This is a genomic window from Bacteroides galacturonicus (genome assembly GCF_003096855.1).
GTDB classification, from domain to species: domain Bacteria; phylum Bacillota; class Clostridia; order Lachnospirales; family Lachnospiraceae; genus Lachnospira; species Lachnospira rogosae.
Genome location: NZ_QEOA01000004.1, coordinates 94,945 through 114,357 on the forward strand (window position 1 = coordinate 94,945; position 19,413 = coordinate 114,357).

Below are 19,413 nucleotides of genomic sequence, written 5' to 3' on the forward strand. Positions count from 1 at the left end.
AGAACCACATTATTATTATTGATTGAGCATTAAGCTCTGTTTTTTAAGTTGATTACTTTATAATCTGTGCCAAGCACATCATCTTGTGAAACGGTCAATAAAGAGTGACGCATATTTGTATGACATAGACAAGTCGTCTATGAAATATATTCGCTGATTTCGTATATATTATGACATTATATTGTATAGTTACAGATATATTTTAATGTAATGATATTGATATTATATTATGACTAATAAGGTGGTAAGTGTGTAAGCACTGCCACCTTTTTTGTGTAATTTAGGAAGCTTTGTGTGATTAAGAAAAACTGCACTGTTTATGAAGTTTAATTATAAGATTTTACATAATTATGGAAATTTTCTGGCAGTGCTTAAAGAAATTATTTTTAATGTATGTGAGGTAAGGGAGATGTCTAATGATCAGACAAGAGCACCAGTATATGAAGCACTGGAAAAGCTTAGAAGAAAAAGAGTAGTACCATTTGATGTTCCGGGTCATAAAAGAGGAAGGGGCAATCCTGAATTAGTGGAATTATTAGGAGAAAAATGTGTTGGAATAGATGTTAATTCTATGAAGCCATTAGATAATCTGTGTCATCCGGTATCAGTTATAAGGGATGCAGAAGAATTAGCGGCCAGGGCATTTGGTGCAGAGAACGCATTTCTTATGGTAGGTGGAACGACATCTGCTGTGCAGGCGATGATATTATCGAATTGTAAGAGAGGAGATAAAATAATACTTCCAAGGAATGTGCATAAAAGTGCCATTAATGCTTTAGTGTTATGCGGTGCAATTCCTGTATATGTTAATCCGGAGGTTAATCATCAGCTTGGTATTTCACTTGGTATGAATCTGGAGTCAGTACGAAAAGCTGTAAAAGAAAATCCTGATGCGGTTGCAGTGCTTGTAAATAACCCTACATATTATGGAATATGCTCTGATATATGTTCAATAGTGAAGCTGGCACACGAACACGGAATGAAAGTGTTAGCTGATGAGGCACACGGAACACATTTATATTTCCAGCCGCAATTACCAGTTTCTGCTATGGCAGCAGGGGCTGATATGGCGGCAGTATCTATGCACAAATCGGGTGGTTCTTTAACACAAAGTTCGATACTTCTTACGAATAAAGGTGTTAATGCTGATTATGTCAGACAGATTATCAATCTTACGCAGACGACAAGTGGTTCATATCTTTTGCTTGCCAGTCTTGATATTTCAAGAAGAAATCTTGCCTTAAGGGGTGAAGAGTCATTTGCAAAGGTAATGGATATGGCAGAATATGCACGCATGGAGATTAATGAAATAGGCGGATACTATGCGTATGGAAAAGAACTTGTTAATGGAACAAGCGTATATGATTATGATGTCACCAAATTGTCAGTTCATACGCTTGGATTGGGACTTGCTGGAATTGAAGTATATGATCTGTTAAGAGATGAATATGATATCCAGATAGAATTCGGAGATGTAAGCAATATCCTTGCTTATATATCTATCGGAGACAGATTACAGGATATAGAAAGACTTGTCGGAGCTCTGGCAGATATAGCCAGAATATATAAAAAAGACAGTACTGGAATGTTAAGCGGAGAATTCATAAGTCCAATAGTAGCCAGATCACCTCAGGAAGCTTTCTATTCTGCCAAGGAGTCCCTGCCAGTTGAGAAGACTGAGGGAAGAATATCAGGAGAATTTGTTATGTGTTATCCTCCGGGAATTCCGATATTAGCACCGGGAGAGATGATTACAGACGAGATTATACAGTATATTCTGTATGTTAAAGAAAAAGGATGTTCAATGCAGGGAACAGAAGACAAGAGCGTTAATAAATTAAAGGTTCTGGTATAGACAGATAATTGTGGAAGAGCCATATGAAAGTATATACAGGAAATGAGGATTATTTAATATGGAGATGTGGTTTTCAGAGCTTCATACAAGCAATGTGAAGCTTTCAATGAGAATAGAAGAACAATTGTGTTCGGTGGAGAGTGACTGTCAGAGGATTGATGTGCTTGTTTCAGATGAATTTGGTAAATTCCTTGCATTAGACGGAGAGATACTATTTTCTGAAAAAGACGAGTTTATATATGATGAGATGGTAACCCATATTCCAATGGCAGTCCACCCTGATGTAAAGAATGTATTAATAATCGGTGGAGCCGATGGCGGAGTTGCAAGAGAACTTATCAATTATAAATGTATAGAAAGAATAGATGTTGTTGAACCGGATGAAATGCTTGTTGAAGTATGTAGAAAGCATTTTCCTGAGCTTACCTGTGGACTGGATGATGACAGGGTTAATGTGTATATTCAGGATGCATTAAGATTTTTAAGAAATAAGACGGGTGATTATGACCTGATAATTAATGATGCGACAGATCCATTTGGATATACAGAAGGTTTATTCACCAAAGAATTTTATGGAAGCTGTTATAAGGCACTTAAAAGCGATGGAATTATGGTATATCAGCATGGAAGTCCGTTTTATTCAGAAGATAAAGAGGAATGTGTGAAAATGCACAGAAAGGCATATCAGGCATTCCCTGTAAGCCGTGTATATCAGGCACATATACCAACTTGTTCATCAGGATATTGGCTGTTTGGATTTGCTTCCAAGAAATATCATCCGCTTGATGATTTCAGACCGGAGGAATGGAAGAAGTTAGGTATAAAGACAAGATATTATACAACTAATCTTCACAGGGGAGCATTTATGCTTCCGGGTTATGTAGAGCAGATGCTTGAAGAAGAAGAAAATGAGAAGAGAGCCTGAAAAGAGTAATAGACAGTGTTTAAAAGGAAAGCCTGAAAAGAATTAATAGACAGTGTTTAAAAAGAAAACGTGAAAAGAATTAATGAACAGGGCTTAAAGAATGGAGGATAATTATGAGCAGAGTATTAATAATAGGTTGTGGTGGAGTTGCAACAGTGGCAATTAACAAGTGCTGTCAGAACAGTGATGTATTTACAGAGATATGTATAGCAAGCAGGACTAAAAGCAAATGTGATGCTTTAAAGGATAAATTACAGCCTGATACAAAGACAGTAATTACAACAGCAAAGGTTGATGCAGATAATGTAGAAGAGCTTGTAAAGCTTATTGAAAGCTATAAACCAGAGGCAGTGCTTAACCTTGCACTTCCATATCAGGATTTAACAATAATGGATGCCTGCCTTAAGACAAAGGTGCATTATATTGATACAGCCAACTATGAAGCTGAAGATACAGAAGATCCTGAGTGGAGAGCTATATATGAAAAAAGATGTAAGGAAGAAGGTTTTTCAGCTTATTTTGATTATTCTTGGCAGTGGAATTATAAGAAGCAATTTGAAGAAGCTGGAATAATGGGACTTTTAGGAACGGGCTTTGATCCTGGTGTAACAAGTGTATTTTCAGCATATGCACTTAAGCACTACTTTGATGAAATAGACACAATTGATATTCTTGACTGCAACGGCGGAGATCACGGCTATCCTTTTGCGACTAATTTTAATCCTGAGATTAATTTAAGAGAAGTATCAGCACCTGGCTCATATTGGGAAGATGGACACTGGGTAGAAGTACCAGCTATGTCTATAAAGAGAGAATATGATTTCCCACAGGTTGGAATGAAGGATATGTATCTTTTACATCACGAGGAGATAGAATCGCTTGCTAAAAACATTCCGGGAGTTAAAAGAATAAGATTTTTTATGACATTTGGACAGAGCTACCTTACACATATGAAATGTCTTGAGAATGTTGGAATGTTAAGAACTGACCCTGTAAAAGTCAATGGTGTTGAAGTTGTTCCTATACAGCTCTTAAAAGAACTTCTTCCAGATCCTGCTACACTTGGAGAAAGAACAGTAGGAAAGACTAACATTGGCTGTATATTCAGGGGAAGAAAAGATGGAAAAGAAAAGACAATATATATTTATAATGTATGTGACCATCAGGAATGTTACAGGGAAGTTGAATCACAGGCAATATCATATACAACAGGAGTTCCTGCAATGATAGGAACAATGATGGTTGTCACAGGAATGTGGAATAAAGCAGGTGTATACAATGTGGAAGAATTTGATCCTGATCCATATATGGAAGCACTTAATAAATGGGGACTTCCTTGGGTAGTTGAGGAAAATCCACAGCTTGTAGAATAGAGGATATAAGAGTTGATGACAATAGATGATATTACAACACCAGCATATATTATAGATGAGAATATTCTGGTTCATAATCTTGAAATTTTAAAATATGTTGAAGACAAAACAGGATGTAAAATATTGCTTGCACAGAAAGCATTTTCAGCATTTTATGAATATCCGTTAATTGGCAGATACATAAGTGGCACAACAGCAAGTGGATTGTATGAGGCAAGGCTTGGCAGGGAAGAGATGAATAAAGAAAATCACGTCTATGCTCCTGCTTACAAAGAAAAGGATATAGATGAACTTGTAAAAATATGTGACCATATAATATTTAATTCCATAGGGCAGCTTATGCGTTATAAGGAAAAATGTATAAGAAGCGGTATCAGCATAGGACTTAGAATTAATCCGGAAATATCTACGCAGGGTGATAATGCAATATATGACCCTTGTGCGTATGGTTCAAGGCTTGGAGTAACTATTGATATGTTAAACAAGGCAGATGAGGAAGTTCTTAATGGAGTTGAGGGACTTCATTTTCATACTCTCTGTGAGCAGAATTCAGATGCACTTGCAATTACACTTAAAGCAGTTGAAGATAAATTCGGGCATATTATGAAGAATATGAAATGGATTAATATGGGCGGTGGACATCATATAACAAGAAAAGATTATGATATAGATACACTTATTGGCTGCGTTAATCACATAAAGAGTGAATATAATGTACAGGTGTATTTAGAGCCGGGCGAAGCTGTCGCACTTAATGCAGGTTATCTTGTTACAGAGGTGTTAGATAAGGTTGATAATGGAATTGAAACACTTATACTTGATGCCTCTGCCGCGTGCCATATGCCAGATGTCCTCGAAATGCCATATACACCACCACTTCGGGGGGCACAGATAATTAAAAATATCAAAGAATATAAAGATGTTACTGCTGGTAAAGATATTCAGGAAAATGAAGATATTAGGAAGCATAAAGATAAAAAAGAATACAGAGAAAATGTATACAGGCTGTCTTCATATACCTGTCTTGCAGGAGATATTATAGGTGATTATAAGTTTGACAGTAAGATTAATATAGGGGACAGGCTTGTATTTGAGGATATGGCGATATACTCAATGGTAAAGAATAATACATTTAATGGAATACCACTTCCGGCTATAGCGGTAATGAAAGATAAAGAAGTGCGGATTATTAAAGAATTTGGTTATGAAGATTTTAAGTGGAGGCTTTCGTGAGAATAACAGATACTACACCTATAGAAGATGGCTATTATATGCCGGCAGAATATGACAGGCACAAGGCTACAATTATGATATGGCCTGTAAGGACAGGCTCGTGGCCTTATAATGCTGTAGCTGCACAGAATGTATTTGTGGATATTGCACATATAATATCCAGACACGAAAAAGTGTATATATTAGCAGATGAGAAGCACTATGCACAGGCAGAAGCAAGATTTATGAAAATAAAAGACGCTGTAACAGGAGAATGTAATAAAGCCAGTGAAGATATTAAAGCTGCCTGGAATATTGAAGTAGTCTGCATCGAAACAGATGATGCGTGGGCAAGAGATGTATGTCCCACGTTTGTAAAAAACGGACATACAGGTGATGTACGTGGGATTAACTGGAAATTCAATGCGTGGGGTGGCGATTATGACGGACTTTACAAGAATTGGGAAAAGGACGATAAAGCAGCTCTGCAATTCTGTAATATGACAGGATATGATTGCTATGATGCCAATCCGTTTGTGCTTGAGGGAGGTTCTATACACAGTGATGGTGAAGGTACGGTTATAGTAACTGACAGCTGTCTTTTAAGCAAGGGAAGAAATCCAGATATGAGCAGGGAACAGATTGAGCATAATCTTAAGAAATATCTGGGGGCAAAGAAAATTATATGGATTCCATATGGAATATATAATGATGAAACTAATGAACACGTTGATAATGTGTGTGCATTTACCTCACCAGCTAATGTAGTTCTTGCGTGGACGGATAATGAGGAAGATCCTCAATATGCAATGTCTTTGGCTGATATGAAGGTGCTTGAAAGAGAAACTGATGCCAGAGGACGTAAGTTTAATGTTCATAAACTGCATATACCGGATGTCCCAGTGTGCATAACTGATAATGATTTAAAGGGTCTTGTGTTTGAAGCAGGAGAAGATATGCGTGAAGCGGGAGAGCGGCTTGCGGCCAGTTATGCTAACTTCTATATAGCCAATGATATTGTGCTTGTTCCACAGTTTGGCGATGTTAAAGATAAGCAGGCAGTAGATCTTATTCAGAATCTTATGCCAGAGTATGAGGTTATTGGTGTGTATGCAAGAGATATAATTGTTGGTGGAGGCAATATACATTGTATTACACAGCAGATACCGCAATAACAGGATATATTAAAGTGGTATATATGTTACAGATTAGTGCTGCTGGCACAATTAAGGTATAAAAAGAAGTCAAAGCGTAATAGGTTATAGATTGGTTTTAGTGTGACAGACACGGAAATGAGGTAATATGAGCAGAAAAGTAAAAGCTGCGGCAATTCAGATGCGGTGCAGTAATAATGTCGGAGATAATATAAAAAAAGCTGATGAAATGACAAGAGAAGCAGTAAAAAAAGGAGCTAATATAATTCTTCTGCCAGAATTATTTGAAAGACAGTATTTCTGTCAGGAGAGAAGATATGAATATTACGCCTATGCCAAAAGCGTACAAGAAAATGATGCTGTCCAGCATTTTACACAGACTGCTAAGGAACTTGGAGTTGTTATAATTGTAAGTTTTTATGAAAAAAACATAAATGTGTTGTATAATACAGTTACGGTTATTGATGCTGATGGAAGCAATCTTGGAATATACAGAAAGACACATATTCCAGATGACCATTACTATCAGGAGAAATTCTATTTTACGCCGGGTAATACAGGATTTAAGGTGTTTAATACAAGGTTTGGCAATATAGGTATAGGAATATGCTGGGATCAGTGGTTCCCTGAAACGGCAAGAGCATTAGCGGTAAAGGGTGCAGAGATATTATTCTATCCTACAGCTATAGGAAGTGAGCCTATACTTGAATGTGACAGTATGCCTCATTGGAGAAGGTGTATGCAGGGACACGCCGGCTGTAATCTTGTTCCTGTGGTGGCAGCTAACAGAATTGGAATAGAAACAGTAGACCCTTGCGAGGCAAATGGTGGACAGAAAAGTTCACTCAAGTTCTATGGTTCATCATTTATAACAGATAATACAGGTGAAGTCATATGTGAAGCAGGAAGAGATACAGAAGAAGTACTTGTTGCACAGTTTGATTTAGATGAATATATGACAGACAGATTATCGTGGGGATTATTCAGAGATAGAAGACCGGAAATATATAACTGAATTGGAGATAAACGTAGTGAAGAAACTTGTTATAGGTATGCTTGCCCACGTTGATGCAGGTAAGACAACATTATCTGAGAGCATATTGTATACATCGGGAGCTATAAGAAAGCTTGGAAGAGTAGATAACAAAGATGCGTTTCTTGATAATAATGATTATGAAAGACAGCGTGGAATAACGATATTTTCCAAGCAGGCAGTATTTACCTACAAAGATTTAGATGTTACATTGCTTGATACACCCGGACACGTTGATTTTTCGGCAGAGATGGAGAGAACGCTCTGGGTGCTTGATTATGCTGTTCTTGTTATTAACGGAATGGATGGGGTTCAGGGACATACAGAGACACTTTGGGGACTTTTAAAGAGATTAAAAGTCCCTGTGTTTATATTTGTCAATAAAATGGACCAGCAGGGAACAGACAGGCATAGAATATTAGAACAATTAAAGAATAAGTTATCATCAGGATGTGTGGATTTTGACAGGCTTGATTATGAAGAGCTTGCTGTGTGCAATGAAGAAGCATTAGAGCAGGTGTTAGAGGAAGGCATTGTTGATGATAAGCTTATAGGAAATATGATAAGCCAAAGAGAAGTATTTCCTGTAATATTCGGCTCTGCATTAAGACTTGATGGAGTGGACAGACTTCTTGATATTATGAATAAATATTGTGAGGTATCTGAAAATGGTGATGATAAGCAGTCGGATATGTCAGCAAGAGTATATAAAATATCAAGAGATGACAAGGGTGAAAGGCTTACACACATTAAGGTTACAGGCGGAAGCCTTAAAGCTAAACAGCTTATTAATGGTGAGAAGATTAACCAGATCAGAATATATTCAGGTGAGAAGTACACTTCGGTAAATGAAGCTGTATGTGGAAGTATATGTGCAATAACAGGGCTGGAGGGCACCTATGCAGGACAGGCATTAGGCAGGGAGAATAATGATAATGCACCGGTGTTATCCCCTGTGCTTAATTATAAGATTAATCTTCCAGCAGGAACAGACCCGCTTATGATGCTTCCTAAACTTAAGATGATTGAGGAGGAAGAACCACAGCTTCACATTGAATGGAATGAGAGCTTTAAAGAAATACATGTGCAGGTTATGGGACCTGTTATGATAGAAGTCCTTCAGAATATTATTAAAGAACGTTTCGATTGTGATGTGACATTTTCTGAAGGAAGCATTGTATACAAGGAAACCATAGCTGATAAAGTTGAAGGAATCGGACATTTTGAGCCTTTAAGACATTATGCGGAGGTGCATCTTATATTAGAGCCGGGTGAAGCTGGGAGCGGTATGCAGTATGAGCTTGATTGTAGTGAGGATATGCTTGCCAAGAACTGGCAGAGGCTTATATATACACATCTGTGTGAAAAGACACATAAGGGTGTGCTTACAGGTTCAGCACTTACTGATGTTAAGATAACGGTTGTTGCAGGCAGGGCACATAACAAGCATACAGAGGGCGGAGATTTCAGGCAGGCTACATACAGGGCAGTAAGAAATGGACTTATGCAGGCAGAGAGTGTACTGCTTGAGCCATTTTATGAATTCACTCTAATACTTGACAGACAGTATATAGGCAGGGCTATGACTGACTTTGAGAGAATGGGTGCACAGTTTGAGATTAACGATAATGGTGATGAAGCAGTAATAAAGGGTGCTGGTCCTGTTGCCACTGTTGGTAACTATCAGGCAGAGGTTAATGCGTACACTAGGGGAAAGGGAGTATTAAGACTTAAAATGTCTGGCTACAGACCTTGTCATAATACAGATGAGGTTATTGAACAAATCGGATATGAAGCCGAGAGAGATACAAGAAATCCAGCAGATTCAGTATTCTGTGCGCACGGTTCAGGTTTTAATGTGCCTTGGTATGAAGTCAAAGATTATGCACACGTTGACAGCGTGCTTAATCCAGTGGGAACTAATGAAAATGTAGTTCTCACACCAAAAGAAGCAGCAAGAACGGTATCTGATGAATGGATTGGAACAGATGAAGTCGACAGAATACTGGCACAGACGTACTTTGCTAACAGCAGGGGTGATAATGAAAGACGTAAGATGTCTAAAAGAAAAGCCTCTGATGAAATGGGAAGATATGTAACAGCCTCTGGCAGTGGAAGCTATAATAATGGACAGTATAAAGCTTCGCAGTCTAAGAAGCAGACAAATTCAATATCGTATCTTCTTGTAGACGGCTATAATATAATACACGCGTGGAGCGAGCTTGAGGAATTGTCAAGAATTAATATGGACAGTGCAAGGGATAAGCTTCTTGATATAATGTGCAATTATCAGGGTATGAAGAAGTGTGAGCTTATCGTTGTATTTGATGCTTACAGGGTATCAGGACATCATGAAGAATATATGGACTATCATAATATTCACGTTGTATACACGAAAGAGGCAGAAACGGCAGACCATTATATAGAAAAGTTTGCACATGAGAATGGAAAGAAATATAATATAACAGTTGCTACATCAGATGGACTTGAGCAGGTTATTATCCGTGGAGCAGGCTGTCTTTTGTATTCAGCAAGAGAATTTGAGAAAGAGGTAAAAGCTATGGAGGAGCATATCCGCAGCGATTACCTTAACAGGACATATTAATTAATGGAAATCGAGGTTATGGATTATGAGTACATTATGGGTTATAGGAGATTCAACAGTAAGCAGTTTTGAGGATAAATACTACTATCCAAGATATGGTTATGGAACAATGCTTGATAAGTACCTTAATGATAATGTCAAGGTTGTCAACATTGCATTATCTGGCAGAAGCAGTAAGAGTTATCTTTCAGAGCCTGAATATAATACGCTTATTAATGGAATGAAGCAGGGTGATTATCTTTTAATAGGTTTTGGACACAATGATGAAAAGACAGAGAAGGAAAGATATACAAGTCCTGTTGGTGACTATATGACAGAAGGAACATTTGCTAATACTTTATATGTTAATTATATCAGGAAAGCAAGGAATGCAGGCTGTTATCCTATACTTTGTACTCCTATTGTAAGAAGAAGTGCATCTGGCGAATGGAAAGCCACAGAACTTCATATTACACAGGACGTTGCACAGTATAAAGGCGGAGATTATGCACTTGCAGTAAGAGAATTAGGAAAAGCCGTTGGCGTTCCGGTTATAGATATGACACAGCTTACCAGGGATGAATATGAAAAGTTAGGATCTGATAATACAATATATCTTCATGCGTGGCCATCTAATAATAAGCTGAGCGTTGATAATACACATACTAACATATGGGGAGCAAGGGTTAATGCTTATATGATAATGTCAGCAGTGAAAGAACTTAATATAAGTGGTCTGTCGGAAAATGTTGTGAACATTGATAACAACCCATTAGATTATAAAGAAAAGTTTCTTGTATCTAATAAAGATTATGTTCCAGTTGTATTCAGCGATAAGCTTCCAGACAGCAGATTGTTTAAGGATTATGGAGAGTACAAGGCGGCTGTATTTGGTGATGTATTAGGAGAAGTTGATGATACAGACTTTACTCTTGGAACAGATGCTAATGGAGATATGAACATAGCTGTCAGAAATAACAGAGGCAAGATATCTGCTGTAACAGACGGCATTGCTATGTATTATAAAAAAGTTGATATAACAGAGCATTTTACTCTTACAGCAACAGTTAAGGTTAATAAAATATTTGCTAATGACCAGGTATCTTTTGGGCTTATGGTAAGAGATGACTGCTATATTGATAAGAATATGCCTGACATATTAGGAGATTATGTTGCCGCCGCACCATTATTTATAACAAAGGGTGAGAAGGCGACAGCTACATTTGCAAGACGAAGCGGACAGCTTGTGCTTGGAAAAGATACGAATGAGGTTATAAAAGAAGGTGGGGAGTATGAGCTTATGCTTTCATCTTCTTCTGACGGATATGCGGCTAAGTTTGGAAAGGGTGATGTTATTACAGGCGGATATGATTTTAAGCTTACTGCAATTGACCCGGCTCATGTATATGTAGGAATGTTCGTATCAAGAAATGCAGATGTTATATTTTCTAATATTAAATATACAAAGAATGAATAAAATGTTATAATAAATCTAACAAAATATAGAACATAGAAGAAGGCTGTGTTTCATATATTAAACAGGATTGTGTTAATTGAATATTGGACTGGGGGTATGCTTATGAGAATAACATTTTTAGGAGCAGATCACGAGGTGACAGGAAGCTGCCATTATCTACAGGTGGCAGACAAGAACATTTTAATTGATTGCGGAATGGAGCAGGGCAATGATGTGTATGAGAATCAGGAGCTTCCAATTCCAGCGTGTGATGTTGATTATGTGCTTCTTACCCACGCACATATTGACCATTCAGGACTTATTCCACTTCTTTATGTGAATGGTTTCAGGGGAAAGATATACTGTACAGAGGCGACAGTACAGCTATGTGACATAATGTTAAGAGATAGTGCACATATACAGATGTTTGAAGCTGAGTGGCGTAACAGAAAGGCTAAGCGTTCTAATGGCACTTTAAAGGAATTTATTCCATTATATGATGCAAAAGCAGTATATGAGGTTATGAAGCAGTTCGTTGGTCTTGAATATGAGAAGATTGTAAAGATTGATGATAATGTGAGCATAAGATTAAGAGATGTAGGACATCTGCTTGGTTCTGCCAGTATTGAAGTATGGGCATCAGAAGATACACCAGAGGGCAGGGTTGAAAGAAAGCTTGTATTCTCTGGAGATATAGGCAATGTTCATAAGCCGATAACCAAGGACCCTGCAACAGTTGCAGATGCAGATTATGTTGTTATGGAGTCAACTTATGGCAACAGAAGTCATAATGGAACACCTGATTATGTGGCTGAGCTTGTCAAAGTATTCAAGCGTACATTTGACAGAGGCGGTAATGTTGTTATACCATCATTTGCGGTTGGAAGAACACAGGAGCTTTTATATCATATAAGAAAGATAAAAGCGGATGGACTTATGGACAGGGATTTTGATGTGTATGTCGACAGCCCTCTTGCAATTGAAGCTACAGAGGTGTTTAGTAAGAATGTAGAGCAGTGCTTTGATGAAGATGCGATTGAACTTGTAAGACAGGGGATTAATCCTTTATCTTTTCCGGGGCTTAAATATGCCATATCAAGTGAAGAGTCCAAGATGATTAATTTTGATACTAATCCTAAGGTAATCATATCAGCATCTGGTATGTGTGAGGCCGGACGAATAAGACATCATTTAAAGCACAATCTGTGGAGACCAGAGTGTACGATACTTTTTGTAGGTTATCAGGCCAATGGTACAACAGGACGAATTATTGTTGACGGAATTGACGAGATTAAGTTATTTGGTGAGCCAATTCAGGTAAAAGCAGAGATTGCACAGCTTCCGGGTTCAAGCGGACACGCTGATAAAGACGGTCTGATTCATTGGGTGAATGCATTTACCAATAAGCCAAGAAAGGTATTCGTTGTACACGGTGAGGACAGTGTGTGTGAAGAATTTACACAATGTCTTAAAGAAGAATATGGTTTTGATGCGTATGCTCCATATACCGGCACTTCATTTGACCTGATTACAGGACAGATGATTGCTGAGGGCAATAAGGAGAAGAAGAGCAGAAGAACAACAGTTAATAAGCGTAATAAGAGCGTATTTGACAGGCTTGTTGCGGCTGGTAAGAGACTTATGAGTGTTATTGCACACAATGAGGGCGGTGCGAATAAGGATCTTGCGAAGTTTACAGACCAGATTAATTCACTTTGCGATAAATGGGACAGATAAGAGAATAATTTAAGATGAAATAATTATAAATATAATAATAGTAAATTATTATTAATAATATAATTATATATAATTTAAGCGATTAGATAAGAATGGAGATTATTATGAAAAAAATGCTTTTTGTATTCAATCCTAATTCTGGTAAGGCTCAGATTAAGAATTCTTTGTTAAAGATTATTCAGATATTCTCCAATGCGGACTATGAGGTTACTGTGTATCCTACGAAAGCAGCACTGGACGGATTTGAGAGAGTTAAAGCTGATGAAGGACGATATGATGTTATTGTATGCAGTGGCGGCGATGGTACTCTTAATGAGATTGTCAGTGCTGTAGCAGGATATAGTACAGTTAAACCACCGATAGGTTATATTCCAAGCGGTTCTACTAATGATTTTGCCAGGAGTCTTGGAATACCGTCAGATAAGATCAGGGCTGCTTGCAATATAATCAATGGTGAAAGCTTTCCATGCGATATAGGAATTGCCAATGACCATAAATATTTTAATTATGTGGCAGCTTTTGGTGCATTTACAGATGTTGCCTACGAAACACCGCAGGATCTTAAGAATGTGTTAGGTCATCAGGCGTATGTTATTGAGGGTGTTAAGAGATTATCTAATCTTAAGGCTTGCAGAATGAAGATTAAGAGCGATGAACTTAATGTGGAAGATTCATTTATATATGGAATGGTTAGCAACGCAAGCTCAATAGGCGGAATGAAAGGCCTTATAGCAGAAGGAGTTGATTATCAGGACGGAATGTTTGAAGTTACCCTTATAAGGGAGATTAAGAATCCTATGGATTTACAGGCAATAGTTAATGCTTTTATAACACAGAAGATAGATGACTGCGATATGGTATATACATTTAAGACCAAGGATATAACATTTGAGTCAAAGGAAGAAGTTAAGTGGACACTTGACGGAGAATTTGGAGGCATACATAATAATGTCAACTTAAAAGTCTGCCAGAAAGCGGTGGATTTCATAGTTAAGAAAAGAAGGAAAAAAGAAGAAAAAGATTTATTAAATTAATAAGCGGATTGATAAAGTTAATTAAATTAATAATTGTTTGTAAAAAATATGTCGAAATATTAAATAATTAAAGTGATAAAAGCTATCAGCAAGGGTATATGGCTTTTATCACTTTATTTTTTTACAACTTTAGTTTTAAGGGCAGAAAATGGAACTTAAAAGATAAACAATTTAGACACAATTTTAAATTTTATGATAAAGTGATGTTGGAATATGGGCTGATAGAAAGATGACTTGATATATAAAATGTATTAATATGTTTGCGTATAATATATTTTAAGTGCTGATTCAATGAAATAGTCAGATAATAATGTATTAAATTACAAATAATTGAATAATCTGATAATTTAACCAAATAAAAAGTTTACAAGATAAAAAAATAGGAGTATATTAAGCACAAGAAAAACAAGTCTACCACATTTGTGGGTTAAATCAGACGATTGTTAATTATACAAATCATACGATAAGACTTGCATTACAGATTATATATGAAAGGATGAGCAGACTATGGAAAATCAAAATAATCAGCCTGGACTTTACAGCCCACAGTTTGAACACGATAACTGTGGCATCGGTGCAGTTGTAAGCATCAAGGGAGTAAAGACACATCAGACAGTATCAGACGCATTAAGCATCGTTGAGAACCTCGAACACAGAGCAGGTAAAGATGCAGAGGGGAAGACTGGTGATGGTGTAGGTATCCTTCTTCAAATATCACATAAATTCTTTAAGAAAGCAGTTAAACCTCTTGGAATTAAGATTGGTGAGGAAAGAGAGTATGGTGTAGGTATGTTCTTCTTCCCACAGGACGAACTTGCAAGAAACCGTGCTAAGAAGATGTTTGAAATCATCGTTGAAAAAGAAGGTCTTGAGTTCTTAGGCTGGAGAGAAGTTCCAACATTTCCTAATGTACTTGGTAAAAAGGCAGTTGACTGTATGCCATACATTATGCAGGGCTTTGTAAAGAAACCTAAGGATGTTAATAAGGGAATTGACTTTGATAGAAAGCTTTATGTTGCAAGACGTGTATTCGAGCAGACAGCAGAAGATACATATGTCTGTTCGCTTTCAAGCAGAACTATTGTATACAAGGGTATGTTCCTTGTTGGACAGTTAAGAACATTCTTTAAGGATCTTGTAGATGAAGATTATGAGTCAGCTATTGCACTTGTTCATTCAAGATTTTCAACTAACACTAACCCAAGCTGGGAACGTGCTCATCCTAATAGATTTATTGTTCATAATGGTGAGATTAATACAATCAAAGGTAACGCAGATAGAATGTTATCAAGAGAAGAAACTATGGTTTCTCCATATCTTGAAGATGAAATGTCTAAGATAACACCAGTTGTTAATACTAACGGTTCAGATTCAGCTATGTTAGATAATACTCTTGAATTCTTTGTAATGAATGGTATGCCACTTCCACTTGCTGTTATGATTACAATTCCAGAGCCTTGGAGCAATAATAAAGCTATGGAGCAGGAGAAGAAAGACTTCTACCAGTATTATGCAACAATGATGGAGCCTTGGGACGGACCTGCTTCAATCCTCTTCTCAGATGGAGATATTATGGGAGCAGTTCTTGATAGAAATGGTCTTCGTCCTTCAAGATACTATATTACTAATGATGGTTATCTTATTCTTTCATCAGAAGTAGGTGCACTTCCAATAGATGAGAGTAGAATTAAAGTTAAGGACAGACTTCATCCAGGAAAAATGCTTCTTGTAGATACAGTTAAGGGAGAGCTTATTGATGATGACAAGCTTAAAGAGCAGTATGCAACTAAGCAGCCTTATGGTGAATGGCTTGATAACAATCTTATAAATCTTTGTGATTTAAAGATTCCTAACAAGAAAGTTCCAACACATACTAAGGAAGAAAGAGCAAGATTACAGAAAGCTTTCGGTTATACATATGAAGATTTCAGAACATCAATACTTCCAATGGCACTTAATGGAGCAGAGTCAATTGGAGCTATGGGTATAGATACACCACTTGCGGTGCTTTCTAACAGACACCAGCCTTTATTTAACTATTTTAAGCAGTTATTTGCACAGGTTACTAATCCACCTATTGATTCGATAAGAGAAAAGATTGTAACTTCAACTACTGTATATCTTGGTAAAGATGGAAATGTGCTTGAGGAAAAGCCAGAGAACTGTAAGAACTTAAAGATTAACAATCCTATTCTTACTAATACAGATCTTTTAAAGATTAAGAATATGAAAGTTGAAGGCTTTAAGGTAGAGACAATTCCTATTACATATTATAAGAATACATCAATTGAAAAGGCTATTGACCATATATTCGTAGAGGTTGACAGGGCACACAGAGAAGGTGCTAACATCATTATCCTTTCAGACAGGGGTGTTGATGAGAATCACGTTGCAATTCCATCACTTCTTGCAGTAGGTGCTGTACAGCATTACCTTGTACAGACTAAGAAGAGAACAAGTATGGCAGTTATACTTGAAAGTGGTGAGCCAAGAGATGTACATCATTTTGCAACACTTTTAGGATATGGTGCATCAGCTATCAACCCATATCTTGCACAGGAGAGCATACAGGAGCTTATCGACCTTAATATGCTTGACAAGGATTACTATGCAGCAGTCGATGACTACAACAATGCTATTATAAGTGGTATTGTTAAGATTGCAGCTAAAATGGGTATTTCAACAATCCAGTCATATCAGGGTGCTAAGATATTTGAGGCAATTGGTATTAACTCAGATGTAATTAATAAGTACTTCACTGGTACTGTATCAAGAATTGAAGGAATCGGACTTAAGGATATTCAGGAAGATGTGGAAACACTTCATTCTAAGGCATTTGATCCACTTGGACTTTCAACAGATACAACTCTTGACAGTGAGGGCGCTCATAAGATGAGAAGTGGAAAAGAAGAACATCTTTACAATCCACAGACAATACATCTTTTACAGCTTGCAGCACGTACAGGTGATTATAATACATTTAAGGAATATACAGCTCTTGTTAATAAAGAAGAGGGCGTTAAGAACTTAAGAGGACTTATGGATATCAAGTTCCCTAAGAAGGGAATAAATATAGATCAGGTAGAGAGTGTTGATTCTATCGTTAAGAGATTTAAGACCGGTGCCATGTCATACGGTTCCATCTCTAAGGAAGCACACGAGACTATGGCTATTGCTATGAATATGCTTCACGGCAAGTCTAACTCAGGTGAAGGTGGAGAAGATGAAGACAGACTTACAGTAGGTGCTGACGGACTTAACAGATGTTCAGCTATCAAGCAGGTAGCTTCAGGACGTTTTGGTGTTACAAGCAAGTATCTTGTAAGTGCTAAGGAAATCCAGATTAAGATGGCACAGGGTGCTAAGCCAGGTGAAGGTGGACATCTTCCAGGAAAGAAGGTATATCCTTGGATTGCAAAGACACGTCTTTCAACACCAGGTGTATCACTTATATCACCACCACCTCATCACGACATTTATTCTATCGAAGATTTAGCACAGCTTATATATGATTTAAAGAATGCCAACAAGAATGCAAGAATATCAGTTAAGCTTGTATCAGAAGCAGGTGTTGGTACTATAGCTTCTGGTGTTGCCAAGGCAGGTGCACAGGTTATCCTTATATCAGGTTATGATGGAGGTACTGGTGCAGCTCCAAGAAGTTCTATACATAATGCAGGACTTCCTTGGGAATTAGGACTTGCAGAAGCTCATCAGACACTTACAATGAACGGACTTCGTAATAAGGTTATAATCGAGACAGATGGTAAGCTTATGAGCGGACGTGATGTTGCAATAGCAGCTATGCTTGGTGCAGAAGAATTCGGTTTTGCAACAGCTCCACTTGTAACAATGGGCTGTGTAATGATGAGAGTATGTAACCTTGATACTTGTCCAGTTGGTATTGCTACACAGAATCCTGAGCTTAGAAAGAGATTTGCAGGCAAGCCTGAATATGTTGTCAACTTTATGAGATTTATCGCACAGGAGCTTCGTGAATATATGGCAAAGCTTGGTGTTAAGACTGTTGATGAACTTGTAGGAAGAACAGATTTCCTTGAAGCAAGAGAAGATGTAGAGGGAAGCGGAAGAGCTTCAAAGGTTGACCTTTCTAATATACTTAACAATCCTTATGTTAAGGAAGCTTCTTCAATTAAGTATGATAAGAAGAATGTATATGACTTTGAACTTGAGAAGACAGTAGATGAGAAGATTCTTATTAAGAAGCTTTCGGATGCTATGGATAAGAAGCAGAAGAGAAGTGTTGAGGTTGATGTAACTAATACAGATAGAGCATTAGGAACACTTCTTGGTGCAGAGATAACAAGAAGATTTGGTGAGAGCCTTGCAGAAGATACTTATACAGTTAAATGTACAGGTGCTGGCGGACAGAGCTTCGGTGCATTTATCCCTAAGGGACTTACACTTGAACTTGTCGGTGACAGCAACGATTACTTCGGAAAAGGTCTTTCAGGTGGTAAGCTTATTGTATATCCACCAACAGGTGTATCTTATAAGGAAGATGAGAATATCATCATCGGTAACGTAGCACTCTATGGAGCAACAAGTGGCAAGGCATTTATCAATGGTGTAGCAGGTGAGAGATTCTGTGTACGTAACTCTGGTGCAACAGCAGTTGTTGAAGGTACTGGCGACCATGGTTGTGAATATATGACAGGCGGAAGGGTTGTTGTACTTGGTAGAACTGGTAAGAACTTCGCAGCAGGTATGAGCGGCGGTGTTGCATATGTTCTTGATGATGACACAACACTTTATAAGAGAGTCAACAAGCAGCTTGTATCACTTGAACCTGTAACTAACAAGTATGATGTACTTGAACTTAAGCAGATGATTACAGAACACGTTGCTTATACTAATTCTAAGAAGGGTAAAGAAGTGTTAGACAACTTTGGCGAATATCTTCCTAAGTTTAAGAAGATTATGCCACATGATTATAAGAAGATGCTTAATATGATTGTTCAGATGGAAGAAAAAGGTCTTAGCAGTGAACAGGCTCAGATTGAAGCATTTTATGCAGCAACTAAGTAAG

At 37.5% G+C, this 19,413-nt stretch carries 11 protein-coding genes; all 11 read left to right on the forward strand.

All coding sequences use genetic code 11. From position 1 onward, the window contains the following. The first annotated feature begins 409 nt into the window (after nucleotides 1-409). Nucleotides 410-1,855 (forward strand): aminotransferase class I/II-fold pyridoxal phosphate-dependent enzyme, encoded by a 1,446-nt coding sequence (locus tag C7390_RS05470; protein WP_116443842.1) that lies wholly within the window; start codon nucleotides 410-412, stop codon nucleotides 1,853-1,855. 58 nt (nucleotides 1,856-1,913) lie between these two features. Then, nucleotides 1,914-2,780, forward strand: coding sequence for a polyamine aminopropyltransferase (gene speE / locus C7390_RS05475; protein WP_116443751.1), 867 nt, complete (start codon nucleotides 1,914-1,916; stop codon nucleotides 2,778-2,780). A 113-nt stretch (nucleotides 2,781-2,893) separates the two neighbouring features. Continuing rightward, the gene (locus C7390_RS05480; protein WP_022502615.1) at nucleotides 2,894-4,153 is read left to right on the forward strand and encodes a saccharopine dehydrogenase family protein; all 1,260 of its coding nucleotides are present in this window, start codon (nucleotides 2,894-2,896) and stop codon (nucleotides 4,151-4,153) included. 15 nt (nucleotides 4,154-4,168) lie between these two features. Next, a complete protein-coding gene (nspC, locus tag C7390_RS05485) occupies nucleotides 4,169-5,386 on the forward strand; it encodes a carboxynorspermidine decarboxylase (protein WP_116443752.1) in 1,218 nt (405 codons plus the stop codon). Beyond that, nucleotides 5,383-6,540: an agmatine deiminase gene (gene aguA, locus C7390_RS05490; protein WP_022502617.1), complete on the forward strand. Its 1,158-nt coding sequence runs from the start codon at nucleotides 5,383-5,385 to the stop codon at nucleotides 6,538-6,540. Before nspC ends, aguA begins: the two co-directional genes overlap by 4 nt. A gap of 127 nt (nucleotides 6,541-6,667) precedes the next feature. Beyond that, on the forward strand, nucleotides 6,668-7,534 hold the full coding sequence (gene aguB, locus C7390_RS05495; protein WP_055306168.1) for an N-carbamoylputrescine amidase: 867 nt from the start codon (nucleotides 6,668-6,670) through the stop codon (nucleotides 7,532-7,534). A gap of 16 nt (nucleotides 7,535-7,550) precedes the next feature. Then, complete coding sequence (locus C7390_RS05500) at nucleotides 7,551-10,157, forward strand: translation factor GTPase family protein (protein WP_318295576.1); 2,607 nt, start codon at nucleotides 7,551-7,553, stop codon at nucleotides 10,155-10,157. A gap of 25 nt (nucleotides 10,158-10,182) precedes the next feature. Continuing rightward, nucleotides 10,183-11,613 carry a GDSL-type esterase/lipase family protein gene (locus C7390_RS05505; RefSeq protein WP_055174097.1) on the forward strand — a complete coding sequence of 477 codons (1,431 nt, stop codon included), beginning with the start codon at nucleotides 10,183-10,185 and terminating at the stop codon, nucleotides 11,611-11,613. 102 nt (nucleotides 11,614-11,715) lie between these two features. Continuing rightward, entirely contained in the window at nucleotides 11,716-13,329 is a 1,614-nt protein-coding gene (locus C7390_RS05510; RefSeq protein WP_055174098.1) for an MBL fold metallo-hydrolase RNA specificity domain-containing protein, read from the forward strand. Between the two features lie 104 nt (nucleotides 13,330-13,433). After that, nucleotides 13,434-14,363, forward strand: a complete 930-nt coding sequence (locus tag C7390_RS05515; protein WP_242854088.1) for a diacylglycerol/lipid kinase family protein — start codon at nucleotides 13,434-13,436, stop codon at nucleotides 14,361-14,363. Between the two features lie 507 nt (nucleotides 14,364-14,870). Next, complete coding sequence (gene gltB, locus C7390_RS05520; protein ID WP_055174100.1) at nucleotides 14,871-19,412, forward strand: glutamate synthase large subunit; 4,542 nt, start codon at nucleotides 14,871-14,873, stop codon at nucleotides 19,410-19,412. Nucleotide 19,413: the final 1 nt, after the last annotated feature.